The sequence below is a fragment of the Uliginosibacterium sangjuense genome, assembly GCF_059132465.1.
In genome coordinates this window covers 3,592,452-3,615,573 of sequence record NZ_CP101132.1, presented here as the reverse complement: position 1 = coordinate 3,615,573, position 23,122 = coordinate 3,592,452, and the positions used below count along the sequence as shown (strand labels likewise).

The window sequence follows — 23,122 nt, the reverse complement described above, 5'->3', positions numbered from 1 at the left end:
TCCGCCTGCGGCCGCAGGCCGGCGGGGGCTCAGGCGCGCTGCCAGCGGCTTTGCGCGTCGCCGTCCAGGCGCACGCAGGTGCCCAGCGGCATGTCCTGCGCCAGCCAGGCTTCGCGTGGCAGGCCCAGCAGATGGCCGGTGATCGCGCGCAGCGGGCCGCCGTGCGACACGATGATCAACTCGTCATGGCGTGCCAGCAGCGCATCCAGGCAGGCGATCACGCGTGCCGCCATTTGGGCCCCGCTCTCGCCACCCGGGGGACAGAAGCCCCAGGGGTCGGCGGCCCAGGCATCCAGTGCCGCGCGCGGCAGCGTGGCATAGGGCTGCAATTCCCAGTCGCCGAAGTCCAGCTCCATCAGGCGTGCATCCAGCGCTGCTTCGCCCAGCAGGCTGGCCAGTTGCGCGCAGCGTTGCAAGGGGCTGCTGAAGATCGGCAGGCCAGCCGGCAACTGCGCCCGCAAGGCTGCGGCATGCGCAGTCGGCGGCGTCTGCAGCGGCAGATCGCTCCGCCCGTAGCAGATGCCCGGCGCGATGGCGGCCGGCGTATGGCGCAGCAGGTGCAGCCGGCGCGTCACCATGTCGCACACAGCGCGCAGTAGGCGGCCAGTTCGCTCAGTTGCTGCGCGGCGCCCAGGCAGTCGCCGGTGTAGCCGGCCAGGCGGCGGCGCAGCAGGCGCGCCCACCACAGTGTGACGAGCGCGGCCAGCAGCAGGGCGAGGCCCGCATGTACGGCGCCGACCAGGCCGGCGGCGAGCAGCAGGCCCAGCGGCAGCAGCCCGCCCAGCAGGCCGATCAAGACCTCGGTGGGGCCGATGCCCTGCGCCACCGGCTTGGCCCGGCTGCTGTCGTCCTCCCGCACGTAGGGCAGGCGCCACATGATCAGCAGCGCCATCAGGCGCGACAGCGGATGCACGGCCAGCAGCGCCCACACAGCCTGCAGGCCCAGCGCCTGCAGGGCGGCGAACTTGGCGAGCAGGGCGAGCACCAGGGTGGCGGCGCCGTAAGTGCCGATGCGCGAGTCCTTCATGATGCGCAGCACGTCCTCGCGCTGCCAGCCGCCGCCCAGTCCATCGGCCGAATCGGCCAGCCCGTCCTCATGGAAGGCGCCGGTCAGGCGCAAAGACGCCGCCATCGACAGCAGCACCGCCAGCGCGGGCGGCAGCACCTGCAGTGCGAGCCACAACACAGCCGCAGACAGGGCGCCGACGATCAGCCCGGCGAGCGGGAAATAGCGCGCCGCACGATTCAGCTCATCCGGCGCCCAGCCCACCCAGGCAGGCACGGGCAGGCGGGTGAAGTAGCCCAGGGCGAGGAAGAAGCGGCGGAGTTCGCTCACTGCTTTTCGCTTACCCCAGCATCCGCGAAGCCCGCCATGTCATTCATCAGCGCGAGCGCCGCGCGGATGATCGGGAAGGCGAGCGCCGCGCCGCTGCCTTCGCCCAGGCGCAGGTCCAGTTCCAGCAAGGGCTGCACGCCCAGGAAGGCGAGCTGTCGCTGGTGGCCCGGTTCGGCCGAGCAGTGTGAGAACACGCAGTAGTCCAGCACTTCGGGATGCAGGGCGTGGGCGACTAGCAGGGCGCTGGTGGCAATGAAGCCGTCGACCACGATCAGCATGCCGGCCTCGGCGGCGGCGAGGTAAGCGCCGGTCATCATCGCGATCTCGAAGCCGCCGAACTCGGCCAGCACCACCAGCGGCGCGCGCGCGCGGCCACCGACGCGGGCGACAGCCTGGGCCAGCAGGGCGCGCTTGCGGGCGAGGCCGGCATCGTCGAGCCCGGTGCCACGTCCGATGACCTCGTCCAGCGGCAGATCGGCCAGCGCATGGGTCAGCAGGCTGGCCGAAGCGGTGTTGCCGATGCCCATCTCGCCGAAGCCGATCGCATTGCAGCCGGCGGCATGCCAGGTGCGTAGCTGGGCGGCGCCGCGCGCGAGGGCCTGCGCGCACTGGTCGGCGCTCATCGCGGCCTGTTCCAGGTAGTTCGCCGTGCCCGGCGCGATCTTGGCGTCGATGAACTCCACGTCGCTGTGCTCAGGCCCGAAGCAGGGGCTGGCCACGCCGGCATCGACCACGCTCATGGCGAGCCCGGCCTGGCGCGACAGCACGTTGATGGCGGCGCCACCGGCGCGGAAATTGGCGACCATTTGCGCCGTCACCTCGGGCGGAAAGGCGGACACGCCGGCGCGCGCCGCGCCGTGGTCGCCGGCATACACCACCATGCGCGGCGCATGCAACGCGGGGCGCAGGCTTTGCTGGATCAGCCCGACCTGCAGCGCGAGCGCCTCCAGCCGGCCGAGGCTGCCCGGCGGCTTGGTGCGGGAATCGAGGCGGGCCTGCAGGGCGGCGCGCAGTTGCGGGTCGGGACGGCGGATCGAGAATGCGAGGCTCATGGTGTGAGGAGGTGGCGGTAATGCGTGAGGTCGCTGTCGAGGAAGCAGCAGAAGATCACTTCCTGCAGCGATGAGGTATGGGCGCTCTGGCGCACGGCACTGACCGCGATGCGCGCGGCCTGCTCCGGCGGGAAACGATAGACGCCGGTGCTGATGCAGGGGAAGGCGAGGCTGCGCAGGCCGTGCTGGGCGGCGAGCTGCAGGCTGGCGTGGTAACAGGCGGCGAGCAGGGCCGCTTCGTCGCGCGTGCCGCCGTGCCAGACCGGGCCGACGGTGTGGATCACGTGGCGTGCTGGCAGGCGATGGCCGCGCGTGATGCGCGCTTCGCCGGTGGGGCAGCCGCCGAGCAGGCGACACTCTTCCAGCAGGCCGGGGCCGGCCGCACGATGGATCGCCCCATCCACGCCACCGCCGCCGAGCAGGCTTTCGTTGGCGGCGTTGACGATGGCATCCACTGCCAGCGTGGTGATGTCGCCTTGCCAGCAGCGTAGCGTGCTCATGCGCGTGCCTCCTTGAGCTTCAGCGGCAGGCCGGCGGCGACCAGGGTGACGTCTTGCGCGAGCGCGGCCACGCGCTGGTTGAGGCGCCCCTGCTCGTCGCGGAAGCGGCGTGCCAGGGCGTTCTCCGGCACGATGCTCCAACCGACTTCGTTGGAGACCAGGAGCAGGCAGCCCTGGGCGGCCTGGATGGCGGCGCACAGTGCGTCGATGCGCGTCTCCAGTTCGTCTGGCCGTGTGCACAGGATGTTGGACAGCCACAGCGTGAGGCAGTCGACCAGCACGCAGCGGCCGGGCTGGCACAGGCTGCGCAGCGCGGCCGGCAGCTCCACCGGCGCTTCGGTGAGCTGCCAGTGCGCCGGGCGCTCGGCGCGATGGCGGGCGATGCGCTTTGCCATCTCGGCGTCGAGGACTTCGGCCGTGGCGACGAAGTCGACCGCGCCGCCATGGGCCTCGGCCAGGCGCTGCGCGTAGCCGCTCTTGCCGGAGCGGGCGCCGCCGAGGATGAGGTGGCTGCTCATGCGTGTGGCCTCGGCGCGGCTTCAACCTCGCCGGCCATCCTTGTCAGGGGGGAGCGTGGGCGGCGGGCTGAGCGATCGCCCTTCCCTGACAAGGGAAGGGGCGGGGATGGGTTGCTTAGTCGAGACTTCATCGTGTCTTCCTCGCCTCGTCGAGCGCGCTGCACACCGATTCCGCCGCATCCAGGATGCGCGGCCCGTGGCGGCTGATCAGATCGCCCGAGATCAGCCACTGCTGACCCGTGCGCACTGCCTTGAGGCTGGCGAAGCGGCGCCAGGTGGCGAAGCTGGCGTCGTCTGGCCGGCGCAGCGGCGTCGGGTCGTCACCCATGCGCGTGGCGAACATGACATCCGGGTTCTTCGCCACGACGCTCTCGGTGGACAGTTGCGGCACCAGCATGCGTTCCTGGCCGAAGACATTGACGCCGCCGCACAGGCGCAGCACGTCGGAGATGATCTGCTGGTCGTTGATGGTCAGCAGCGGGCGTTCGGCGATCTGGTAGAACACGCGCAGCGGCGGGCGCTGGGCGTCGCGTGCGCGCAGTGCGGCGTGACGCGTGCGGAAGGCCTGCACGGCAGTGTCCGCCTCATTGTTGCGGCCGATCAGTTGGCCGATGCGTTGCATGGCACCGGGGATGTCGGCGATGGTCTTGGGCTCCAGGTAGAACATCGGGATGCCCAGCGCGGCGAGCGTCGCCACCTCGCGTTGCGCGTTGCCGTGGTACCACACCAGCACCAGATCGGGCTTCAGCGTGGCGATGCGTTCCAGGTCCAGCTTCTGGTTGCTGCCGATGCGGGGCACGGCGCGCGCCGCAGGCGGGTAGTCGCTGTACTCCACCGCGCCGACCAGGGTGTCGCCGCCACCGACCGCGTAGAGCATTTCCGTCAGGCTGGGGGCGAGCGAGATCACGCGTTGTGCCGGGCGCGCGAGGTCCAACGTATGGCCGGCATCGTCCTTGACCGGGGCGGCGTGGGCCAGACCGGCAAAGACACACAGAAGGATCGCCGTAGGGTGGGTGAGCTGCATGCGCCACAAGCCGCCGCGACCCAACCCATCCCCTTCCCTTCCCTTGTCAGGGAAGGGAGGTCGCGCAGGCCTTCGCGCGGTCTCCCCCCTGACAAGGGGGGGCGGGGCAGTTAAGCCTTGTGGCGGGGTATGCCGCAGACGGCTCACCCACCCTACGAAGCGTGCGAGGGCGACCGGCATGCTCATGTCTTTCTCTCCAGTTCGACGCGGAACCAACGCCCCGCACCGTCTTCCAGGATGCTGACCGGCACGCCGTAGGCGGCCTCCAGATGCGTCGGCTGCAGGACCTCTTCGCGTGGGCCGTGGAGGGCACCGCCGCGCCCGTCCAGCAGCAGCGCGTGGGTGGCGTAGCTCCAGGCGAGGTTGAGGTCGTGCAGGGCGGCGATTACGCTGCCGCCTGCACCGCTCCAGCGCTTCAACAACGCGGCGAGGGTCGCCTGGTGCGACCAGTCGAGGTGCGCGGTCGGTTCGTCCAGCAGCAGGATGGGCGCGCGTTGGGCGCAGGCGGTGGCAATCGCGACGCGCTGGCGTTCGCCGCCGGACAGGCTGCGCACGTCGTGTTCGGCCAGCGTCGCGACGTCCAACTCGGCCAGCCAGTGACGCGCACTGTTTTCGGCTGCGTCGGCGTCCAGCCCGGGGTGGGTGGCGATCAGGGCGCTGGCCACCGTTTCCCAGGCGCTGACCGGGAAGGGGTCGAGCCAGAACTGCGGGCACCAGGCGCGTTGCGTGGCCAGGCCGGTGGCGGGCCAGTCGGCCAGTGCGCGTCCGTCGAGCCGTATGCGGCCGGCATTCGGGGGCAGCAGACCGGCCAGGGCCAGCAGCAGGGTCGACTTGCCGGCGCCGTTGGGGCCCAGCAGCACCCAGCGCTGGCCGGCGTCGATCTGCAGGTCCAGGCGTTGGATCAGCAGACGGCCGCTGCTGCGCCCTCCGGCGTGCAGGGCGAGGCTGTCGATCTGCAGGGGCAGGGCGTGGTGGGCGGGCGTGTTCATGCGTGCCTCCGCAGCAGCATGCTGAGGAAGATCGGCACGCCCACGGCGGCCGAGATCACCCCCACGGGCAACTGCGCGGGGGCGATCAGGGTACGCGCCGCGGTGTCGGCCAGCACCAGGAACACGCCGCCGAACAGGGCGGAGAAGGGCAGCAGCAGGCGTGCGCTACGCAGGCCGGTGAGGCGTACGATGTGAGGCGCCACCAGGCCGACGAAACCGACGCTGCCGGCGGTGGCGACCGCTGCGCCGGTGGCGAGACAGGCGGCGAACAGGGCCAGCCTGCGTCGTTGTGCGACCGGCACGCCGAGCGTCCAGGCCCAGGCGTCACCGCGCGCCATCCAGTCCAATTGCTGCGCGCGCGGCCAGGTCAGGACGAGGGCTGCGAGCGTGGCGAGCCACACCGGCCACCACAGCGTAGCGCCGTTGAGGTCGCCGAGCAGCCAGAACACGATGCTACGCAACTGCTGGTCGTTGGCGACAGCCAGCATGAAGGAGATCATCGCGGTGCAGGCGGCGCCGATCATCACGCCCACCAGCAGCACGACTACCGTGCCGGGGTGTGCGCTCAGTGCGAGGCCGCGCCCCATGCTGCGCCAGGCGAGCAGGAACACCAGGCTCATGCTGGCCAGCGCGCCCAGCACCGCGCCCAGCTCCGGCGCCAGTGGTACGGCGGCCGGCAGCAACAGCAGGGCGAGGATGGCGCCGACCGAAGCGCCGCTGGTGACGCCCAGCACATAGGGCTCGCCCAGCGGGTTGCGGGTGACGAGCTGGATCAGTGCGCCGGCCAGGGCCAGGGCCGCGCCGGTGCCGAAGGCGGCGAGCACGCGCGGCAGGCGGATCAGCCAGAAGATGTCGGCACTCGGCCAGCCCCAACCGGCGGAGCCGGATAGCAACCCCAGGACGAGCGCCAGCGGCACACCGAGGGCGGTGATCAGCAGGGCGAGGGTGAGGGGGGGCGGTTTGAGCGTCATCGGGCCGGGATGATGACGAAGTGCGTGCCGGTCTTCATGCGCGTCGCTCCAGGATCGCTATCAGCGTCTCCGTGTCCATATGCTGCGCAATGGTATCCGCCAGACGCGCGATGCTGGCCTCGCGCAGCGCCATGATGTCGGGCGCGTGGGCCTCGCGCAGGCCGGCCCAGGCGAGCAGGGCGTCGCAGGCGGCGGGTGAATCGAACAGACCATGCACATAGCTGCCAAGGATCTGCCCGTCCTCCGATTGCGCACCGTCCGGTCCCTCGGTCAGGCGGGTCGCGGGGCGCGCGAGCGCCGGTCCGGCGCTTACGCCGGCATGGATCTCGTAGCCGTGGATCTCTTCACCTCCGGGCAGCAGCATGCCGCTGACATTGCGCAACTGCTTCTCCGCCTCCAGTGTGGTGTACATGTCGAGATAGCCCAGGCCGGCGATGTTGCCCGGTTCGCCCTCCAGCCCCAGCGGATCGGCGATGGCGCGCCCCAGCATCTGGAAGCCGCCGCAGATGCCGATCAGCTTGCCGCCGTAGCGCAGATGGCGCGCGATGGCCGCATCCCAGCCCTGCGCGCGCAGGAAGGCAAGGTCGGCGCGCACCGCCTTGGAGCCGGGCAGAATGATGAGGTCGGCCACTGGAATGTGTGTGCCCCCAGCCTGGCCGCTGGCCAGGCAGCCCCCCGAGGGGGCCTCGCCGGGCTTGCGGCGGCCCGGCGCCCAGCTCGACTCCTCCGGCCCGACGAAATGGAAATCGACTTGCGGGTGCAGGCGCAGCGCGTCGAAGTCGGTGTGGTTGGAGATGCGCGGGGTGACCGGGACGATGACACGCAGGTCTTCGCCGTCATTCCCGCGAAAGCGGGAATCCACTTGTTCCGGACAGGTAGTGGATTCCCGCTTTCGCGGGAATGACGATGCTGGCGCGATCGCATCCTCCGCCTCCAGTTGCAGCCCGTGCAGATAGGGCAGCACGCCCAGCACCGGCTTGCCGGTGCGCGCCTCCAGCCAGTCCAGCCCGCTCTGCAGCAGCGCCAGATCGCCACGGAAGCGGTTGATCACGAAGCCCTTGACGCGTGCCTGCTCCGATTCGGAGAGCAGCTCCAGCGTGCCGACCAGGTGCGCGAACACGCCGCCGCGGTCGATATCGGCGACCAGGATCACCGGGCAGTCGACCGCTTCGGCGAAGCCCATGTTGGCGATGTCGTTGGTGCGCAGGTTGATCTCGGCCGGCGAGCCAGCGCCCTCGACAATGACGTAGTCATGCGCGGCGCAGAGGCGGGCGAAGGAGTCGAGCACCGCAGTGCGCGCGGTGGTCTTGTAGGCGTGGTAGTCCAGCGCCTCCATGTTGCCGATGGCGCGGCCCTGGATGATGACCTGCGCGCCGACATCGGTATTGGGTTTGAGCAGTACCGGGTTCATGTCGGTGGTGGGCGGGATGCGGCAGGCCATGGCCTGTGCGGCCTGGGCGCGGCCAATCTCTCCCCCATCCGCCGTGACGGCGGAATTCAAGGCCATGTTCTGCGGCTTGAAGGGCGCCACGCGCAGGCCCTGGTCAGCGAGCCAGCGGCAGAGGGCGGTGACCACGGTGCTCTTGCCGGCGTCGGAGGTGCAGCCCTGGACCATCAGCATGCGTGCGCGTGGATGTGTGTCACTCATCGCATCACCTCGACCAGCACCTGCTCCAGCTTCTGCCAGTCGGCTTCGGTGCCGGGCAGACCGATGCGCAGGCCTTGCGGGAAGGCACGCAACAGCAGGGCGCGGCGGGCGCAGGCCTCGAACAGTTCGTCGGCACGCGGGGTGGGCACCCAGCGGAACAGGGCGGTGCCGGACGGCGAGTGCAGGCCGTGTGCCGCCAGCAGTTTGGCCAGGCGCGCGCTGTCGGCGCTCAGGCGTTCGCTTGCCGTCTGTTGCCAAGCGCGGTCCGCCAGGGCGCGCTGGGCGACCCAGCGGGCGGGGTGGCTGATGGCCCAGGGCCCGAGCCAGTCGCGCAGCGCATCGAGTATGCGCGGGGCCGCCAGCACGAAGCCGGCGCGCACGCCGGCCAGGCCCCAGAACTTGCCCAGGGAGCGCAGCACGATGAGGTGTTCGTCCGCGGCAGCGGCCATGCTCTCGCGCGGTGTGGCGTCGATGAAGGCTTCATCCACGATCAGCCAGGCGCCGCGCAGGCTCAGGCGGTGGTGCCAGTGGGCCAGCATCGCGGGTTCGATGAGGCTGCCGGTCGGATTGTCGGGATTCACCACGATCAGCGCGTCCAGTGTGTCGAGCGCGGCATCCACCTCGTCGAGCAGGAGCGTGCGCACCCGATGACCTGCGGCATGCCAGGCGTATGCGTGTTCTGCGTAGGTGTTGCCCAGCACGCCCACTTGCCCGGCCGCGCGCAACTGGGGCAGGGCGCGGATCGCCATCTGGCTGCCAGCGATAGGCAGCGAGCGGGTGTGGCCGAAGAAGGCGGTGCTGGCCATCAACAGACCGTCTTCCTCCTCAGGCAGGCGCCGCCACACTTCTTCGGGTACGGGGGGCACGGGCCAGCCCAGCGGGTTGATGCCGGTGGACAGGTCCAGCCAGTGACGCAGGGGGATGTGGTAGTCCTGTGCGGCGCGACGCAGGCGGCCGCCATGAGCAAGCGGGGGGAGCAGGGTGACGTCAAACGACATGATGCGTGGCAATGCGTATCGAGAGTTCAAGTAGGGCGCAGACGACCAGCCACAGCCACAGGCTATGGCGTATCAGGCGCGTGCTGCGCGCGATGTCGGTGGCGCGTGGCGGCTGGCCCGCACCGAGCGGCGGGCGCGCTTCCGCCACGCCGCCGTAGCTGGCCGGGCCGCCCAGGCGCAGGCCCAGGGCGCCAGCCCCGGCCGCCATCACCGGCCCGGCGTTAGGGCTGGTCCAGGCGGGGGCCTGCTGACGCCAGCAATGCAGCGCGCTGCGGGTGTGGCCGAGCAGGGCGTAGCTCAGTGCGGTGAGGCGGGCCGGCAGGTAGTTGAGCAGGTCGTCGGCGCGCGCGGCGACGCGGCCGAACAGATTGAAGCGCGCCGTGCGATAGCCCCACATCGCATCCAGCGTGTTGGCCAGGCGGTAGAGCACCACGCCTGGCGCGCCCGCGACTGCGCACCAGAAGAGCGCGCCGAAGATCGCATCGTTGCCGTTCTCCAGCACGGATTCGGTGGTGGCGCGGGCCACCGCTTCCTCGTCCATCGTGGCGGTGTCGCGGCTGACGATGCGCGAGACCTGCTGGCGGGCGGCGCTCAGGTTCCCATCCAGCAGGGGGCGGGCGATGCTCTTGGCATGCTCATCGAGTGAGCGTGCGCCGAGGGCGAGGTAGAGCGCGAGTGCGTCGATCAGCCAGCCCGGCCCCTGGGCGCGCAACAAGCCGATCAGCAAGGCGGGTGGCAGCACCAGCAGCAGCCAGCCCAGCGCGCCGCGCAGCAGACGTGCGCGGCCGCGATTGAGGCGCTGCTCCAGCCAGGCGGCGGTACGCCCGAATCCCACCAGCGGATGCCAGCGTGCCGGCTCGCCGAAGGCGCGGTCGAGCAGTACGCCGAGCACGAGGGCCAGGCTCAGGCTCATGCCGGCGCGGCACTCACCATTCGACACCGGGCATGGCTTTCACGCCGGCGTGATAGGCGTGTTTCACCAGATGCATCTCGGTCACCGTGTCGGCGATCTCGATCAGACCCTGGTGCGCCGCCCGCCCGGTGATGATCACATGCTGCATCGGCGGGCGCCCTTCCAATTCGTGGACGACTTCTTCCACCGGCAGCCACTGGTAGCTGAGCGCGTAGGTGAATTCGTCGATGATCAGCAGGTCGATCGCCGGGTCGTGCAGGTAGGTGAGCACCTGCTCCCAGGCGCGGCGCGCGGTGGCCTTGTCCTGTGCGTCATTCTGCGTGTCCCAGGTGAAGCCATCGCCCATCACATGCCAACGGACGCGCGGGTGATCGCGGAAGAAGGCCTCTTCGCCGGTGTCGGAGCGGCTCTTGATGAACTGCACCACGGCGCAGTTCATGCCGTGGCCCAGGGCGCGCGCCAGCACACCGAAAGCGGCGCTGCTCTTGCCCTTGCCGTTGCCGGTGTTGACCAGCAGCAGGCCGCGTTCCGTGTCAGCGGCGGCGATGTGGGCGTCGATGATTTCTTTCTTGCGTGCCATGCGCGCCTTGTGGCGTTCTTCCCGGTTGGCATCGCGGTTTTGTTCGCTCATCGTGAATCTCCATGGGGGGCGGGGCGCCCGGCCTTGCAGCCGGGCGTGTACTGCTTACTTCGGTTCGTAACGCAGGGTCAGATAGGCACCGAAGCCGGGCTGGTTGTAGTACGCAGCGGTCTCGTAGCGCTTGTCGAACAGGTTTTCGATCCGTGCCTGCAGGCGCCAGGCCGCATCGAAACTGTACTCGCCGCGCAGGTCGAACAGCGCGTAGCCACCCAGCTTCACCTTGTTGGCTGCATCGTCATAGCGCGTGCCCTGGCCGCTCAGCGTGGCGCCCAGACTCCAGCGGCCGAAGTACTGGTCGAGGTCGAGGCGCCCGATCTGCCGCGCGCGGCGCGCCAGTTGCTTGCCGTAGCTGGACGAACCGTCGGAGCGGTCTTCCGGGTCCTGCAGGGTCAGTGCCGCGCCCAGTTGGGTGTTCTGGATGCGCTGGCTGGCCGTCAGTTCCAGCCCCGTGATGCGCGCCTTGGCGGTGTTGGTCAGCGGGTATCCGCCGATCAGGTCGTTGATCTGCATCCTGAACAGATTGGCACCCCACTTGAACTCGCCGGCCTGTCCCGACAAGCCCAGTTCCAGGTTGCGCGCACGCTCCGGCTTGAGGTCGGCATTGCCGTAGCCAGGGTAGTAGAGCTGGTTGAAGCTGGGGGCCTTGAAGGCGGTGCCCACGCCAGCGGTGAGACGCAGTGCGGACGAGAAGCTGTAGCCGGCGCCCAGGCTGCCCGTGGTGTGCTGGCCGAACTGCTCGTTGTCGTCGCCACGCAGGGCGAACTGCAGGTCGGCTGCGCCGAAGCTGCCCGAGTACTGGCCGAAAATGGCCTTGTTATCACGCGAGCTGACGGTATAGGCCGTGTCGCTATCCACCTTGTCGCGCTGCGCGTCGATGCCCAGGGTCAGCAACTGGCCTTCGGCGAAACTCAGATCGTTCTGCCAGCTCAGGCTGTCGCGCGTCGTGTTGAAGCGGGAAGCGAAGCTGTCGTCGAGGTAGTTGGTGTTGTCGTCGCGGCTCTGACCCAGGCGCAGCTCGCTGTTCCACATGGAGGTGGGGGCGAAGCGCAGGGTGCCGCCGAAGAGCTGCAGGCGGGTCTTGCCCTGATTCTGGAAGTTGCCGTCGAACTCGTTGTGGCTATAGCCGCTGAGGGCTTGTAGTTCGAGTGAGGTGCTCGCGCCGAAACGGTAGCCGCCGCGCAGCGCGAAGCTCTGCTCGTCATATGCGTCCTTGTCCGGTTGATTGGCGAAACAGCCGCCACCCGTGCCGTAGCAGGCATTGAATCCGCTCGTTCGTTCAGCGCTGACGCCCAGGTTGAACCAGCTCTTGTCGCTGCCGCCGGCCAGGTTGGCCGAACCGTTGAGGGTGTTGTGGCTGCCGCCGCCCAGGCTGAAGGATGGGGTGAGCTTGCCGCCGCCCTTGCGGGTGAAGATCTGCAGCACGCCACCAATGGCCTCGGAACCATAGAGGCTCGCACGCGGCCCGCGTACCAGTTCGATGCGCTCGATCTGGTCGACCGGAATGTCCTGCAATGCGGCCGTGCCCGAGGTGGCCGAACCGATCTTGATGCCGTCGATCAGTACCAGCACATGGTCGGAATTGGTGCCACGCAGGAACAGCGAGGTCTGCTTGCCACGCCCGCCTGTGTTGCTGAGGCTCACGCCCGGCAGGCCGCGCAACAGGTCGTCGATGCTGCGTGCCTGCAGGCGCTCGATGTCCTGGCGCGTGATCACGCTGACGGGCACCAGCGTGTCGTCCGCGCTGCGCGCCACGCGGTCGGCGGTAATCACGCTGGCCGGTAGTTCGGGCTCGGCGGCCTGTGCCGCGAAGGCGGCGCCCAGGGCAAGCACGAGGCCGGCGGATTTCAGGATGAAATGATTGGATTGGGGATACTGCGGGTACTTCATGTGGACTCCCTCCGCGCTCACCCGCGCGGATCGTTCGGATAGAAACCGCGCGTTGGGAGAATGGACAGAGGCAGTCGCGCCCGACGGCAATGACGGGCGGAACCGCAACATTGCCCACCGCAACGCGCACGCAACGACTGTGGCCGGTCTCCGGGCTCGTGAGCGGCTTGCGCCGACCTTGCGCCTTCCCGTGCGAAGCACAGTGGCGGATGCAAGGCTTGACTCACCTACCGTTGCGGGGGCAGCGCCGGATTCTGACCGGCTTCCCGTTTCACCCCGGCCGCGACACGCGGACGGGACACCTCAGGCGAGGCGCGATGATACCCGATCTGCGGCAGGCCCCGCGGCTTGACCCGGCGCGCGCGGCGCCTCTACCATCCTTCACATGGACAAGGAAATCGCCCTGCTCGAAACCCGCCTCGCCGAGCTGCTCGACGAGTACCAACGCTTGCGCGGTGAGAACCGCCAGTTGCAGGAGCGGGTGACCCAGCTTGAAGCCGAGAACCAGCGCCTGGCCAGCAAGGTCGACGTCGCCGTGCAACGCGTCGAGCGTGTGCTGGCCCGCCTGCCGGCCAGCGAGGAGGCGTCATGAGCGGCGGTACCGAGACGCTGGACATCCAGTTGCTGGGCAAACAATTCACCGTGGCGGTCAAGCCCGGCGAGCGCGACAGCCTGGAAGCCGCCGTGACTCTGGTGGCGGAAAAGTTGCAAAAACTTGCAGGCCGCACTGCCAGTGGAGGTGAGACACTGGCGGTGATGGCCGCGCTCGATATCGCGCACGAATTCGTCAGCAGCCAGCGCGGCGCAGGCTTGGACATCCCGGCCTACCGGCGTAAGATTTCAGCCATGACCGAGCGCGTTGAAGAAGCGATGGCGCGCCAGGAGAAGCTCTTTTAGATGACAGGTTTCGGGACCATGCGAGCGCGTTGGCGCACGCAAGGTCCAGCAAGTTTTCCCCTGCGGTGTTCGTTGAGACCACATACTCCTTGAACCAATGTCCACGTGACATGGCCGCCGATGCAAGACCGCTGTTGCGCGCGCCCCTCCGTCGGGCGCACCTGATGCGGGTAGTCGGCAGCCCCCTGAACCCTCGGTTCAGGATGACGGTCTGGCGGCATCTGCGGGGGATCCCCATTCGAAACGCGGCGCAAGCCGCGTTTTGTTTTTGTGCGGAGGAAAAGCGATGCGTCACTGGCTGATGAAGTCCGAACCCGACGACTGTTCCATTGATGACCTGGCCGCCCTGCCGCAGCAGACGGTCGCCTGGTATGGCGTGCGCAACTATCAGGCGCGCAACTTCATGCGCGATGTCATGCGCATCGGCGACGAAGCTTTCTTCTACCATTCCTCCTGCCCGCGACCCGGGATTGCCGGCATCGTGCGCATCGCCTCCCACGCCTATCCGGACGAAACGCAGTTCGACGCCGCCAGCCGGTTCTTCGATCCCAAGTCCACGCGCGACAATCCCCGCTGGCTCAACGTCGATGTCCAGCTCGTCAGGAAGACCGCGTTCGTCGACCTGGCGGTCATGCGGGCCGCGCCCGAGCTGGCGCAGATGCGTGTGCTGCAGAAGGCCAACCGGCTGTCGATCACGCCGGTGGCACCCGAGGAGTGGCAGTTCCTGTGTCGTCTGATGGAGGAATCTGAATGATCCTGAGCCCGGATGGGTGGTGGCTGGCGTACTTCCTCGTGGGACTTGTTTCCGGCTACCTCGCCGGGCTGCTGGGCATAGGCGGCGGCGTCCTGATCGTGTCGGTGCTGACCATGTTGTTCGACGCCCAGGGCTTCGCCCACGCGCACTTGCTGCATCTGGCGCTGGGCACCTCGATGGCGACCATCATCTTCACCTCGATTTCCAGCCTGCGCACCCACCATGCGCATGGCGCCGTCATCTGGCCGGTCGTGCGCATGGTGGTGCCAGGGGTGCTGGTGGGGACCTTCGTCGGCACGCGCATCGCAGCGTATGCGCCGACGCGGGGACTGGCGCTGTTCTTCGGCCTGTTCATCCTGGTCATCGCAATACAGATGGCTTTCGGCCTCAAGCCCAAGCCGGGACGCGAGTTGCCCAGCTGGCGCGGGGTCAGCCTGGCGGGCGGTCTGATCGGCTGCGTGTCGGCGCTGGTGGCCATTGGCGGAGGCTCGCTAACCGTGTCCTGGCTGACCTGGTGCAATGTGCGCATCCAGCAGGCCATTGGCACGGCTTCGGCAATGGGCTTGCCGATCGCCATATTCGGAACGCTGGGCTACCTGTGGAACGGTTGGGGGCAGGCCGAGCTGCCGCCGGGCAGCATCGGCTACCTGTATCTGCCCGCCCTGGTATGCCTGATCGTGGCCAGCATGATCACCGCGCCAATCGGTGCGCGCATGGCGCACCGCATGCCGGTGCTGATGCTCAAGCGTGTCTTTGCAGGGTTGTTGGTCGTGCTGGCGGCGAAGATGCTGAGCAGTGTCTGGACCTGAGTTTTGCTGCTGTGCACTAAAGGCGCAAACCCGCATGAATTCATAACCTAGGGATAACCCTTACATGCAGTGCACCATAGAAAAGTTTTAAGCGGAACAGCGGGATTTATACCTACATAAGGGCAAATGATCTGTCAGAATGCGCAGCACTCGGAATTGCTTCCGCGTCAAAAAACGACGCCAAGGCACACCGCGAGGATGTTGGAGACATAGCAGCCACCAGGCTTGCAAATAAAGCGCCGCCGACCGGGGCATCAGCCCCCGGCGAGCGGCGGTAGAAGTAGGTAGCACTGCGCGGCAGCCGGTCCTGGGGACCGGCCCGCGTGCAGGACACGGAATAGATCGACTCTGGGCGTGTCGCCGGGAGGAGCAGGAACATTCAGTAGGGGGAGGGAAATCCGGATACGGATTTCCTCTATTGGGGACGGGAAGCCACGAAGTGGCTTCCCGTTTTTTTATGTCCGACGGCCAGGACGTGACTTTTTGTTTCTGATCGGGTGCCCATGCCTGGTATGGCACGACCGTTGCATGACCCGTGGAATTGGGCCGTCCGTGCACCGGCATGGTGCGGCCGTTCTGAATTCGAGGGGGTCTTATGGCATTGGGCGGAAACTGGGAATCCATCGACGTACATCTTTTGCGCGTGCTGCATGCGCTGCTGACCGAGTGCAGTGTGTCGCGCGCCGCGCGCCGCCTGAATCAGTCGCAGCCGGCGGTCAGCACTTCGCTGCGTCGCTTGCGTGAAATCACTGGCGACCCGCTGTTGGTGCGCTCGCGCGACGGCATGACGCCGACCGAGCGTGGTGCGGCGCTGCTGGAGCCGGTCAAGCAGGCGCTGGCCAGCATCGAATCCATCGTCAATGGCCAGGTGCGATTCGACCCGGCACTGACGCGTCGCGTGTTCAATATTGCGACGCCGGACTACCTGCATGCCACGCTGCTGGCGCGCATCACCTCGCATATGCGCCAGTTCGCGCCGCAGTCGCAGATCGTGTTCCACTCGCTGGGGCCGGATCAGGACTTCGCGCAAGCGCTGGAGTCCGGCGAGCTGGATGTGGTGATCGGCAACTGGCCGCAGCCGCCGGAGCAACTGCGGATCACCACGCTGTTCGAGGAGGAGGTGGTGTGCCTGATGCGCTCCGACCATCCGCTCGCCGCACGCCCGCTGAGCATCAAGCAATACCTGGATGCCGAGCATCTGGCGCCGACGCCGTACTCGGTCGGCCGGCGTGGTGTGATCGATCTGCATCTGGCGCGCGAGCGTCTCAAGCGCAAGGTCATGGCCTATGTGCCTTACTTCAACCTGGTGCCCTATGTCTTGCTGCAGACGGACATGCTGTTCACCGGGCCGCGCATGTTCGCCGAGCATTGCGCAGACATCCAGCCGCTGAGCATCGTGCGCTCGCCGATCGACTTCCCCAAGATGAGCTTCTATCTGCTGTGGCATGACCGCACACAGCATGCCGAGGAATGCCGCTGGTTCCGCGAGCAGATCGTGAAGCTCGCCCGCGCGGCGACCGAGGTGCAGGTGCCGCGTGCCGAGCCGGTGCGGCGCGCACTGGGCGAATTGCGCGTGGTGTGAGTCGCGGGCCCTGCGGGGGCGGCCTCAGGGCGCGAGCCGGTCTTCCAGGCGCAGGCGGGCGATGCGTGCGATCTGGCGCAGGCATTCCATCCTTTCCTCCTGTGGTTCGTTGCCCAGGCGGCTGGCAAAGGTCTCGATGATCTGCTGCCGCGTGTAACCACGCACCGCGAGGATGAAGGGGTGGCCGAAGCGCGCGCCGTAGTCGGCGTTGAGCTGCTGCAGGCGCGCGAACTCCTCCGGCGTGCAGGCGCCGAGGCCGGCGCCGCCCTGTTCCTGGGTTGATTCTTTCGTGAGCTGCCCGGCGATGGCGGCCTTGCCCGCCAACTCGGGGTGGGCGCGGATCAGGGCCAGTTGCTCACTTTCGGCGGCCGCCATCATTTCTCCCACCAAGGCCTCGGCCAGCGCGTCGCGACTGGCGAAGGGGCGCTTCTGCCAGGCGCGCCGGGCAACCCAGGGCGAGTGTTCGAAGATGCCGTCCAGCGCGGCGACAAAATCCTCTTCGCTCAGAGCGGACAGGGTGGCGGCACTGAGCTGGCAGGCCTGGAGCGTGGCGGGCGGGGTGAGCGTGGAAGGCATGGCGGGGGCGCGTCGTGATCGTGCTGTGAGCTTAGGAAGGGCGCCGGGCCGACACAAGCCGTCCGCCGGTATACCGCCTTTCGAGTCAGGCGTATGAGCAGATGCACTGGATTGACCCGCCAGGCACTTTTTGTGTGCATTCTGGTTTGTGGATTGTATGCAAAACTTGGCGAGGAGATTTTGCCAAGGTATTGATTTCAGGGTGTTTTGAGAGTTTGTCTGTGCTGGCATACCACGTGCTTCCTGGGTTCGTGGAGGTATGCATATGGCACTTCAGTCATCCGGCCTGGAACTCGTTCAAGTCAGCAAGCGCTATGGTCAGGTCACGGCCGTGGATGCCGTCAATCTGAGGATTCCCTCGGGCAGCTACTGTTGTCTGCTGGGGCCCTCGGGCTGCGGCAAGACCTCCACCCTGCGCATGATCGCGGGCCACGAGACGGTCAGCGATGGCGACATCCTGCTGGGTGACCGCAACATCACGATCCTGCCCGCGGCCGATCGCGGGACCGCGATGATGTTCCAGAGCTATGCCTTGTTTCCGCATCTGTCGGTGCTGGACAACGTGGCCTTCAGTCTCAAGATGAAGGGCGTGGCCAAGGCCGAGCGCCATGGGCGTGCGCAGGCCCTGCTGGAGCGTGTGGCGATGGGGCAGTACGCGCAGCGCAAACCGGCGGAACTCTCTGGCGGACAGCAGCAGCGTGTGGCGCTGGCGCGCGCACTGATCACCGAGCCGCGTGTTCTGCTGCTCGATGAGCCCCTGTCCGCACTGGACCCCTTTCTGCGCATCCGCATGCGCGCCGAGCTCAAGCGTTGGCAGGCCGAGCTGGGCTTCAGCTTCGTGCATGTGACGCACTCGCAGGAAGAGGCGATGGCTTTGGCCGACCAGGTCGTGGTCATGAACGGTGGGCGCATCGAGCAGGTCGGCACACCGCACCAGGTCTTCAACGCGCCGGCCACCGAATTCGTGGCGCGCTTCATGGGCGGCCACAACGTCTTGCAGATGGAGGCGCAGAAGATCGCCCTGCGGGCGGATCGCACGCGCCTGTCGCGCCACAGTTCCGCCGCCGGTTTCGAGGTCGAGGCGCGCATCGCCGCAGTCGAGTACCAGGGCACCTACGTGCTGGTGGAACTGGCGCACGACGCGATTCCCGAATTTTCCGCCGTCGTCGCGGAAGCCGACTTCTTCGCTGCGCCCTGGGAGGCTGGCGAGACGGCCTATGTGTCCTGGCGGGCCGAGGATGCCCATGTACTGAGCTGATTGTTCAGTTTCCAGGCTCCACTGCTTTTCTTACCGCCGGCATGGCCGGCATGTACGCTCACCTGTTGAATGGAGATGACGATGGCAGAGATAGATTCCGGCAAGACCGTACCTGGCGTGCAGGGCGACGCTTCCGACACCGCAGCGAGCCCGATGCGCCGCAACCTGCTCAAGGGTACGGCGGGCATCCTGGCGACCGGCATGTTCCCGGCTGTCCACGCGCAGGAGAAGATCGTGCTGCGCTACCTCGGCACCGCGGTGAACCAGGACAAGGCGATTGCCGAGAAATTCAAGGCTGACACCGGTATCGAGATCCAGTACATCCCGGTCACCACGGATGAAGTGACCAAGCGCGCGGTGACTGCTCCGAACTCCTTCGACCTGATCGACACCGAGTACTTCTCGCTCAAGAAGATCATCCCGACCGGCAACCTGCTGGCCATCGATGCCAAGCGCATCAAGAACGCCGACAAGATCACGCCGCTGTTCACCAAGGGCGAGATCGGCGGCAAGAAGGTTGGCGACCAGGGCACCGCGCCGAAGAAGGTGATGTTCCTCGAAGGTCCTGGCTCGAAGAAGTTCTCCGCCACGCCGACGCAGTTCATGACCCTGATCCCGACCGTCTACAACGCGGACACCCTGGGCATCCGCCCCGATCTGATCAAGCGTCCCATCGAGTCGTGGAAGGAGCTGCTGAACCCCGAGTTCAAGGGCAAGGCCGCGATCCTGAACATCCCCTCGATCGGCATCATGGATGCGGCGATGGTGGTCGAAGCCATGGGCCTCCACAAGTATGCCGACAAGGGCAACATGACCAAGGCCGAGATCGACCTCACGATCAAGACCCTGATCGAGGCCAAGAAGGCCGGCCAGTTCCGCGCGCTGTGGAAGGACTTCAACGAGAGCGTGAACCTCATGGCCTCGGGCGAGGTGGTGATCCAGTCGATGTGGTCGCCGGCCGTGACCGCGGTGCGCACCAAGGGCATCCCCTGCGTGTTCCAGCCGCTCAAGGAAGGTTATCGCGCGTGGGCCGCTGGCTTCGGCGTGCCGCGCACGGTCAGCGGCAAGAAGGCCGATGGCGTGTATGAATTCATCAACTGGTTCCTCGACGGTTGGGCCGGTGCCTACCTGAACCGCCAGGGCTATTACAGCGCCGTGCTGGAGACCGCCAAGGCCAAGATGGAAGCCTACGAGTGGGCTTACTGGATGGAAGGCAAGGCGGCCACGCAGGACATCAAGTCCCCGAATGGCGAGCTGCTGGCCAAGGCCGGGGCGGTGCGCGACGGCGGCTCCTACGAGCAGCGTCTGGGCGGCATCGCCTGCTGGAACGCAGTGATGGACGAGAACGAGTACATGGTCCGCAAGTGGAATGAGTTCGTCGCGGCGTAGCCGCAAAAATGGTCCTGGCGGCGTTGCGGCTCCTTGCCGTGCCAATGCACTGTCGGTGTCGCCGCACCTTGCCAGGACCGCTTCGCTCCATTTGTGCGACTACGCGATCGTCGCTGCTTGAGGAAACCCGCGCATGAGCGCACCAAAGAATCTCCTGTCGCGTTCTGCCCCCGCCTGGCTGCAAGCCGGTCCCTACGGGCTCGTCTTCCTGCTGTTCTTTCTGCTGCCGCTGGCGCTGATCGTCGCGGTGAGTTTCTGGGATGCGACCGAGTACGAGCTGATCCCGGCTTTCGTCGGCAAGAACTACCTGGCCATCTTCGAAGGCTGCGCCAACACCACGGAGATGTGCGTCACCTTCAAGACCTACCTGTCTACGCTCAAGTTCAGTTTCCTGACCTGGCTGTTCACGCTCCTGATCGGCTTCACGGTGGCCTACTTCCTCGCGTTCTACGTGCGCAGCACGAGCATGCAGACGGCGTTGTTCGTGTTGTGCACGATCCCGTTCTGGACCTCCAACGTGATCCGCATGATCTCCTGGGTGCCGCTACTGGGGCGCAACGGCCTGGTCAATGACGGTCTGCTGGGGATCGGGCTGGTCAATCAGCCGGTCGAATGGTTGCTGTTCTCGCCGTTCTCCGTCGTGGTGGCTTTCGTGCACCTCTTCACCGTCTTCATGATCGTGCCCATCTTCAATTCCATGATGCGCATCGACCGTTCCTTGATCGAGGCGGCGCGCGATGCCGGCGCCAATAGCTGGCAGATCCTGTGGAACGTGATCATTCCCCTGTGCCGTACCGGCATCATCATCGGCTCCATCTTCGTCATCACCATCGTGATGGGCGACTTCGTGACCATCGGCGTCATGGGCGGGCAGCAGATCGCTTCGGTCGGCAAGGTCATCCAGGTGCAGACGAGCTACCTGCAGTTCCCGCTGGCGGCGGCCAACGCGGTGATCCTGCTCGCCGTGGTGCTGATGATCATCTGGGCGCTGACGCGCCTGGTCGACATCCGCAAGGAGCTATGACCATGCATGAACAACGCAGCTTCGGCTTCTATGCGCTGGCCCTGTTCTTCGCGCTGTTCCTGCTGTTCCTGTACGGCCCGACGATCACCATCTTCGTGCTGAGCTTCCAAGGGCCGGAAGGCGGGCTGACCTTCCCGATGCGCGGCTGGTCCCTGCATTGGTTCCAGGAGTTGTTCAAGGGCATTGGGGTGATCGACATCGGCGCCGCCTTCATCCGCTCGCTCAAACTGGGTGCGGTGGTGACGCTGTTGACGGTGCTGCTGGCGGTCTCTGCCAGCCTCGCCTTCCGCAAGGCGCTCAAGGGCGGCGGCAGCCTGTTCTACATCACGGTGGCGAGCCTGATCATGCCCTCCATCATCGTCTCGCTGGGCATCGGCCTCTCCTTCCGCCTGCTCGACACTGGCCTGCGCAGTGCCTTCGAATGGGCGGGCTGGAGCGGGCTGGCGGAGAGTTTCGGTACCAGCATGGGGCTCTATACTTCGGCGCTCGGTGCCCAACTGACCTGGACCCTGCCTTTCGGCCTGCTGATCATGTTCGCCGTCTTCAACCGCTTCAATGTGGCCTACGAAGAGGCCGCGCGCGACTTGGGCGCCACTCCCTGGCAGACCTTCCGCCATGTCGTGCTGCCCCTGATCGGCCCCTCGGTCATCGGGGTGGGCATGTTCGGCTTCACGCTCTCATGGGACGAGATCGCGCGCACCTCGCAGGCAATCGGCGATCTCAACACGCTGCCGCTGGAACTGCAGGGCCTGACCACCACGGTCACCACACCAGCCATCTACGCCCTGGGCACGCTCACCACCGTGGTGTCCTTTCTCGTCGTCGCCCTCGCCTTGGGCCTGGCCGCACTGGGCCGGCGGCGCGCACGCAAGGGACGCGGATGAGCACGGACCTGGCCGACGCCGCCACGCTGACCGACGCCGATATTTACGAGCGCATCGTCGAGGCGGTGCTGGACCATCGGCTTGCGCCGGGCACGCGGCTCGGCGAGGAGAAGCTGGGACGCGCCTTCGGTGTGTCGCGCACGCGCATCCGCCAGGTGCTGGTGCGTCTCGCGGCCGAGCAGATCGTGGTGCTGGCGCACAATCGCGGCGCGACCGTCGCCTGCCCGACACCGCAGGAGGCGCGCGAGGTATTCGAGGCGCGCATCCTGATCGAACCACCCCTGGTGGAGAGTTTCGTGGCCCATGCCGGCGCGCGTGAGGTCGCGGCGCTGGCCCGCGTGCTGCGCGACGAGGAGAGCGCGCGTCGCACGGGAGATCGCCGTGCGGCGATCCGCCTCTCGGGGGAGTTTCACCTGGCCATCGCGGAGGGCGCGTGCAATGCCACGCTGGAGAAGATGCTGCGCGAGCTGGTGTCGCGCACCTCGCTGATCCTGATGACTTATGAAGCGCCACCGAAACCGCATGCCCATGCACAGGGTTGTGGGTGCGACGAGCATGAGGCCTTGCTGAGGGCGATGCAGGCGGGGGATGCCAAGCTCGCCATGCGTTTGATGAAGAAGCACCTGCAGCATCTGCTGGCGCAATTGTCTTTCGCGCCAGTGGCTGCGGGGGCCCCCGATGTCGAGGACATGTTCCGGAACGCCTGAATGCGCGCACTGATCCTCAATCCCAATACCAGCGTCGCCGTCACCGAGCGTTTGTGTGCGCATCTGGCACCGCGCTTGCGCGGGTGGACGCTGATCCCCGCCACCGCGAGGCTGGGCGCGAGCTATATCGCGTCCGAGGTGGCCTACGCGATCGCTGCGCATGCTGCGCTGGACGCCTGGGCGCAGGCGCCGGCGGAGATCGACGCAGTGCTGGTGAGTTGCTTTGGCGACCCTGGGCTGGAGGCCTTGCGCGAGATCTGCGGCGTGCCGGTCATTGGCCTGGCCGAAGCCGCGATGCAGGAGGCCGCGCGCGGGGGGCGCTTCGCCATCGTGACCGGCGGCGAGCGCTGGCCCGCCATCCTGCAGCGGCGCGCCGCCGCCGCGGGCGTCGGTGAGCGACTGGCTGGCATCCGCGTGCTGCGTGAATCCGGCGCGGAGTTGCTGGCCGATCCAGTACGTGCGCTGGACTTGTTGGAGCGGGCGGCACGCGAGGCACGCGAACAGTTGGCCGCCGAATCCGTGCTGATCGGTGGCGCGGCGCTGGCCGGCATGGGCGAGGCGCTGGCGACACGCCTGCCCTTCGCGGTGATCGACAATGTGTCGGCCGCTGCGCGGGCCTTGCTGGCGGTGCGCGAGCGTCGCGCGCCCGATCCGGACGGAGCGGGCTACAGCGGGCTTTCGTCCGAACTGGCCGCGCGCCTGCGCAGCATGGACGAGGGTGATACTGGCTATCAGCGTGACGCGCGTGCGCCCTCTCTATAATCGG

At 67.3% G+C, this 23,122-nt stretch carries 25 protein-coding genes, 1 other RNA gene and 1 riboswitch; of the genes, 12 read left to right on the top strand and 14 right to left on the bottom strand.

The genetic code is table 11. The features are described from left to right. Positions 1 to 29 precede the first annotated feature (29 nt). From cobC to btuB, 13 genes are all read right to left on the bottom strand, one after another. On the bottom strand, positions 30 to 578 hold the full coding sequence (gene cobC / locus NMB43_RS16625; RefSeq protein WP_494349279.1) for an alpha-ribazole phosphatase family protein: 549 nt from the start codon (positions 576 to 578) through the stop codon (positions 30 to 32). Then, positions 572 to 1,336, bottom strand: coding sequence for an adenosylcobinamide-GDP ribazoletransferase (locus NMB43_RS16620; RefSeq protein WP_494349278.1), 765 nt, complete (start codon positions 1,334 to 1,336; stop codon positions 572 to 574). The genes cobC and NMB43_RS16620 overlap by 7 nt, the downstream gene beginning before the upstream one ends. Then, the gene (gene cobT, locus NMB43_RS16615; RefSeq protein ID WP_494349277.1) at positions 1,333 to 2,388 is read right to left on the bottom strand and encodes a nicotinate-nucleotide--dimethylbenzimidazole phosphoribosyltransferase; all 1,056 of its coding nucleotides are present in this window, start codon (positions 2,386 to 2,388) and stop codon (positions 1,333 to 1,335) included. The genes NMB43_RS16620 and cobT overlap by 4 nt, the downstream gene beginning before the upstream one ends. After that, complete coding sequence (locus tag NMB43_RS16610; RefSeq protein ID WP_494349276.1) at positions 2,385 to 2,888, bottom strand: O-acetyl-ADP-ribose deacetylase; 504 nt, start codon at positions 2,886 to 2,888, stop codon at positions 2,385 to 2,387. Before NMB43_RS16610 ends, cobT begins: the two co-directional genes overlap by 4 nt. Next, positions 2,885 to 3,406, bottom strand: coding sequence for a bifunctional adenosylcobinamide kinase/adenosylcobinamide-phosphate guanylyltransferase (cobU, locus tag NMB43_RS16605; protein WP_494349275.1), 522 nt, complete (start codon positions 3,404 to 3,406; stop codon positions 2,885 to 2,887). Before cobU ends, NMB43_RS16610 begins: the two co-directional genes overlap by 4 nt. A gap of 127 nt (positions 3,407 to 3,533) precedes the next feature. Next, on the bottom strand, positions 3,534 to 4,430 hold the full coding sequence (locus NMB43_RS16600) for a cobalamin-binding protein (protein WP_494349274.1): 897 nt from the start codon (positions 4,428 to 4,430) through the stop codon (positions 3,534 to 3,536). A 182-nt stretch (positions 4,431 to 4,612) separates the two neighbouring features. Beyond that, on the bottom strand, positions 4,613 to 5,419 hold the full coding sequence (locus NMB43_RS16595; protein ID WP_494349273.1) for an ABC transporter ATP-binding protein: 807 nt from the start codon (positions 5,417 to 5,419) through the stop codon (positions 4,613 to 4,615). Continuing rightward, positions 5,416 to 6,390 carry a FecCD family ABC transporter permease gene (locus tag NMB43_RS16590; protein ID WP_494349272.1) on the bottom strand — a complete coding sequence of 325 codons (975 nt, stop codon included), beginning with the start codon at positions 6,388 to 6,390 and terminating at the stop codon, positions 5,416 to 5,418. The genes NMB43_RS16595 and NMB43_RS16590 overlap by 4 nt, the downstream gene beginning before the upstream one ends. Positions 6,391 to 6,424: 34 nt before the next feature. Beyond that, complete coding sequence (locus tag NMB43_RS16585) at positions 6,425 to 8,038, bottom strand: cobyric acid synthase (protein ID WP_494349271.1); 1,614 nt, start codon at positions 8,036 to 8,038, stop codon at positions 6,425 to 6,427. Continuing rightward, positions 8,035 to 9,036, bottom strand: coding sequence for a threonine-phosphate decarboxylase CobD (gene cobD, locus NMB43_RS16580; RefSeq protein WP_494349270.1), 1,002 nt, complete (start codon positions 9,034 to 9,036; stop codon positions 8,035 to 8,037). Before cobD ends, NMB43_RS16585 begins: the two co-directional genes overlap by 4 nt. Continuing rightward, positions 9,026 to 9,949, bottom strand: a complete 924-nt coding sequence (gene cbiB, locus NMB43_RS16575; protein WP_494349269.1) for an adenosylcobinamide-phosphate synthase CbiB — start codon at positions 9,947 to 9,949, stop codon at positions 9,026 to 9,028. The genes cobD and cbiB overlap by 11 nt, the downstream gene beginning before the upstream one ends. A gap of 13 nt (positions 9,950 to 9,962) precedes the next feature. Beyond that, positions 9,963 to 10,580 (bottom strand): cob(I)yrinic acid a,c-diamide adenosyltransferase, encoded by a 618-nt coding sequence (cobO, locus tag NMB43_RS16570; RefSeq protein WP_494349268.1) that lies wholly within the window; start codon positions 10,578 to 10,580, stop codon positions 9,963 to 9,965. 54 nt (positions 10,581 to 10,634) lie between these two features. Continuing rightward, on the bottom strand, positions 10,635 to 12,476 hold the full coding sequence (btuB, locus tag NMB43_RS16565; RefSeq protein ID WP_494349267.1) for a TonB-dependent vitamin B12 receptor: 1,842 nt from the start codon (positions 12,474 to 12,476) through the stop codon (positions 10,635 to 10,637). A 124-nt stretch (positions 12,477 to 12,600) separates the two neighbouring features. Continuing rightward, positions 12,601 to 12,797: riboswitch (cobalamin riboswitch) on the bottom strand. Between the two features lie 64 nt (positions 12,798 to 12,861). Between btuB and NMB43_RS16560 the strand changes: the two genes are divergently transcribed. The 6 genes from NMB43_RS16560 to NMB43_RS16535 all read left to right on the top strand — a co-directional run bounded on the left by NMB43_RS16560 (position 12,862) and on the right by NMB43_RS16535 (position 16,518). After that, complete coding sequence (locus NMB43_RS16560) at positions 12,862 to 13,068, top strand: hypothetical protein (RefSeq protein ID WP_494349266.1); 207 nt, start codon at positions 12,862 to 12,864, stop codon at positions 13,066 to 13,068. Further along, entirely contained in the window at positions 13,065 to 13,373 is a 309-nt protein-coding gene (locus tag NMB43_RS16555; protein ID WP_494349265.1) for a cell division protein ZapA, read from the top strand. The genes NMB43_RS16560 and NMB43_RS16555 overlap by 4 nt, the downstream gene beginning before the upstream one ends. A gap of 54 nt (positions 13,374 to 13,427) precedes the next feature. Continuing rightward, positions 13,428 to 13,607: non-coding RNA, 6S RNA (gene ssrS / locus NMB43_RS16550), on the top strand. 52 nt (positions 13,608 to 13,659) lie between these two features. Next, the gene (locus NMB43_RS16545; RefSeq protein WP_494349264.1) at positions 13,660 to 14,127 is read left to right on the top strand and encodes an EVE domain-containing protein; all 468 of its coding nucleotides are present in this window, start codon (positions 13,660 to 13,662) and stop codon (positions 14,125 to 14,127) included. After that, positions 14,124 to 14,936 carry a sulfite exporter TauE/SafE family protein gene (locus NMB43_RS16540; RefSeq protein WP_494349263.1) on the top strand — a complete coding sequence of 271 codons (813 nt, stop codon included), beginning with the start codon at positions 14,124 to 14,126 and terminating at the stop codon, positions 14,934 to 14,936. Before NMB43_RS16545 ends, NMB43_RS16540 begins: the two co-directional genes overlap by 4 nt. 595 nt (positions 14,937 to 15,531) lie before the next feature. Continuing rightward, positions 15,532 to 16,518: a LysR family transcriptional regulator gene (locus NMB43_RS16535; protein WP_494349262.1), complete on the top strand. Its 987-nt coding sequence runs from the start codon at positions 15,532 to 15,534 to the stop codon at positions 16,516 to 16,518. A 24-nt stretch (positions 16,519 to 16,542) separates the two neighbouring features. On the opposite strand, the gene uraD is transcribed toward NMB43_RS16535, so the two are convergent. Then, positions 16,543 to 17,094: a 2-oxo-4-hydroxy-4-carboxy-5-ureidoimidazoline decarboxylase gene (gene uraD / locus NMB43_RS16530; protein ID WP_494349261.1), complete on the bottom strand. Its 552-nt coding sequence runs from the start codon at positions 17,092 to 17,094 to the stop codon at positions 16,543 to 16,545. A 265-nt stretch (positions 17,095 to 17,359) separates the two neighbouring features. Between uraD and NMB43_RS16525 the strand changes: the two genes are divergently transcribed. The 6 genes from NMB43_RS16525 to NMB43_RS16500 all read left to right on the top strand — a co-directional run bounded on the left by NMB43_RS16525 (position 17,360) and on the right by NMB43_RS16500 (position 23,118). Next, positions 17,360 to 18,352 (top strand): ABC transporter ATP-binding protein, encoded by a 993-nt coding sequence (locus NMB43_RS16525; RefSeq protein WP_494349260.1) that lies wholly within the window; start codon positions 17,360 to 17,362, stop codon positions 18,350 to 18,352. Between the two features lie 81 nt (positions 18,353 to 18,433). Next, a complete protein-coding gene (locus NMB43_RS16520; protein WP_494349259.1) occupies positions 18,434 to 19,741 on the top strand; it encodes an ABC transporter substrate-binding protein in 1,308 nt (435 codons plus the stop codon). Between the two features lie 133 nt (positions 19,742 to 19,874). After that, the gene (locus NMB43_RS16515; RefSeq protein ID WP_494349258.1) at positions 19,875 to 20,765 is read left to right on the top strand and encodes an ABC transporter permease; all 891 of its coding nucleotides are present in this window, start codon (positions 19,875 to 19,877) and stop codon (positions 20,763 to 20,765) included. Positions 20,766 to 20,767: 2 nt separating this feature from the next. After that, positions 20,768 to 21,649: an ABC transporter permease gene (locus tag NMB43_RS16510; RefSeq protein WP_494349257.1), complete on the top strand. Its 882-nt coding sequence runs from the start codon at positions 20,768 to 20,770 to the stop codon at positions 21,647 to 21,649. Further along, positions 21,646 to 22,356 carry a GntR family transcriptional regulator gene (locus NMB43_RS16505; protein ID WP_494349256.1) on the top strand — a complete coding sequence of 237 codons (711 nt, stop codon included), beginning with the start codon at positions 21,646 to 21,648 and terminating at the stop codon, positions 22,354 to 22,356. Before NMB43_RS16510 ends, NMB43_RS16505 begins: the two co-directional genes overlap by 4 nt. Next, positions 22,357 to 23,118, top strand: coding sequence for an aspartate/glutamate racemase family protein (locus tag NMB43_RS16500; RefSeq protein ID WP_494349255.1), 762 nt, complete (start codon positions 22,357 to 22,359; stop codon positions 23,116 to 23,118). The last annotated feature ends 4 nt before the right edge of the window (positions 23,119 to 23,122 follow it).

Bases quoted from the DNA above. Each gene is read 5' to 3' on its own strand.
- cobC (WP_494349279.1), bottom strand. From the start codon at position 578: ATGGTGACGCGCCGGCTGCACCTGCTGCGCCATACGCCGGCCGCCATC.
- cobT (WP_494349277.1), bottom strand. From the start codon at position 2,388: ATGAGCCTCGCATTCTCGATCCGCCGTCCCGACCCGCAACTGCGCGCC.
- NMB43_RS16610 (WP_494349276.1), bottom strand. From the start codon at position 2,888: ATGAGCACGCTACGCTGCTGGCAAGGCGACATCACCACGCTGGCAGTG.
- cobU (WP_494349275.1), bottom strand. From the start codon at position 3,406: ATGAGCAGCCACCTCATCCTCGGCGGCGCCCGCTCCGGCAAGAGCGGC.
- NMB43_RS16600 (WP_494349274.1), bottom strand. From the start codon at position 4,430: ATGCAGCTCACCCACCCTACGGCGATCCTTCTGTGTGTCTTTGCCGGT.
- NMB43_RS16595 (WP_494349273.1), bottom strand. From the start codon at position 5,419: ATGAACACGCCCGCCCACCACGCCCTGCCCCTGCAGATCGACAGCCTC.
- NMB43_RS16590 (WP_494349272.1), bottom strand. From the start codon at position 6,390: ATGACGCTCAAACCGCCCCCCCTCACCCTCGCCCTGCTGATCACCGCC.
- NMB43_RS16585 (WP_494349271.1), bottom strand. From the start codon at position 8,038: ATGAGTGACACACATCCACGCGCACGCATGCTGATGGTCCAGGGCTGC.
- cobD (WP_494349270.1), bottom strand. From the start codon at position 9,036: ATGTCGTTTGACGTCACCCTGCTCCCCCCGCTTGCTCATGGCGGCCGC.
- cbiB (WP_494349269.1), bottom strand. From the start codon at position 9,949: ATGAGCCTGAGCCTGGCCCTCGTGCTCGGCGTACTGCTCGACCGCGCC.
- cobO (WP_494349268.1), bottom strand. From the start codon at position 10,580: ATGAGCGAACAAAACCGCGATGCCAACCGGGAAGAACGCCACAAGGCG.
- btuB (WP_494349267.1), bottom strand. From the start codon at position 12,476: ATGAAGTACCCGCAGTATCCCCAATCCAATCATTTCATCCTGAAATCC.
- NMB43_RS16560 (WP_494349266.1), top strand. From the start codon at position 12,862: ATGGACAAGGAAATCGCCCTGCTCGAAACCCGCCTCGCCGAGCTGCTC.
- NMB43_RS16555 (WP_494349265.1), top strand. From the start codon at position 13,065: ATGAGCGGCGGTACCGAGACGCTGGACATCCAGTTGCTGGGCAAACAA.
- NMB43_RS16545 (WP_494349264.1), top strand. From the start codon at position 13,660: ATGCGTCACTGGCTGATGAAGTCCGAACCCGACGACTGTTCCATTGAT.
- NMB43_RS16540 (WP_494349263.1), top strand. From the start codon at position 14,124: ATGATCCTGAGCCCGGATGGGTGGTGGCTGGCGTACTTCCTCGTGGGA.
- NMB43_RS16535 (WP_494349262.1), top strand. From the start codon at position 15,532: ATGGCATTGGGCGGAAACTGGGAATCCATCGACGTACATCTTTTGCGC.
- uraD (WP_494349261.1), bottom strand. From the start codon at position 17,094: ATGCCTTCCACGCTCACCCCGCCCGCCACGCTCCAGGCCTGCCAGCTC.
- NMB43_RS16525 (WP_494349260.1), top strand. From the start codon at position 17,360: ATGGCACTTCAGTCATCCGGCCTGGAACTCGTTCAAGTCAGCAAGCGC.
- NMB43_RS16520 (WP_494349259.1), top strand. From the start codon at position 18,434: ATGGCAGAGATAGATTCCGGCAAGACCGTACCTGGCGTGCAGGGCGAC.
- NMB43_RS16515 (WP_494349258.1), top strand. From the start codon at position 19,875: ATGAGCGCACCAAAGAATCTCCTGTCGCGTTCTGCCCCCGCCTGGCTG.
- NMB43_RS16510 (WP_494349257.1), top strand. From the start codon at position 20,768: ATGCATGAACAACGCAGCTTCGGCTTCTATGCGCTGGCCCTGTTCTTC.
- NMB43_RS16505 (WP_494349256.1), top strand. From the start codon at position 21,646: ATGAGCACGGACCTGGCCGACGCCGCCACGCTGACCGACGCCGATATT.
- NMB43_RS16500 (WP_494349255.1), top strand. From the start codon at position 22,357: ATGCGCGCACTGATCCTCAATCCCAATACCAGCGTCGCCGTCACCGAG.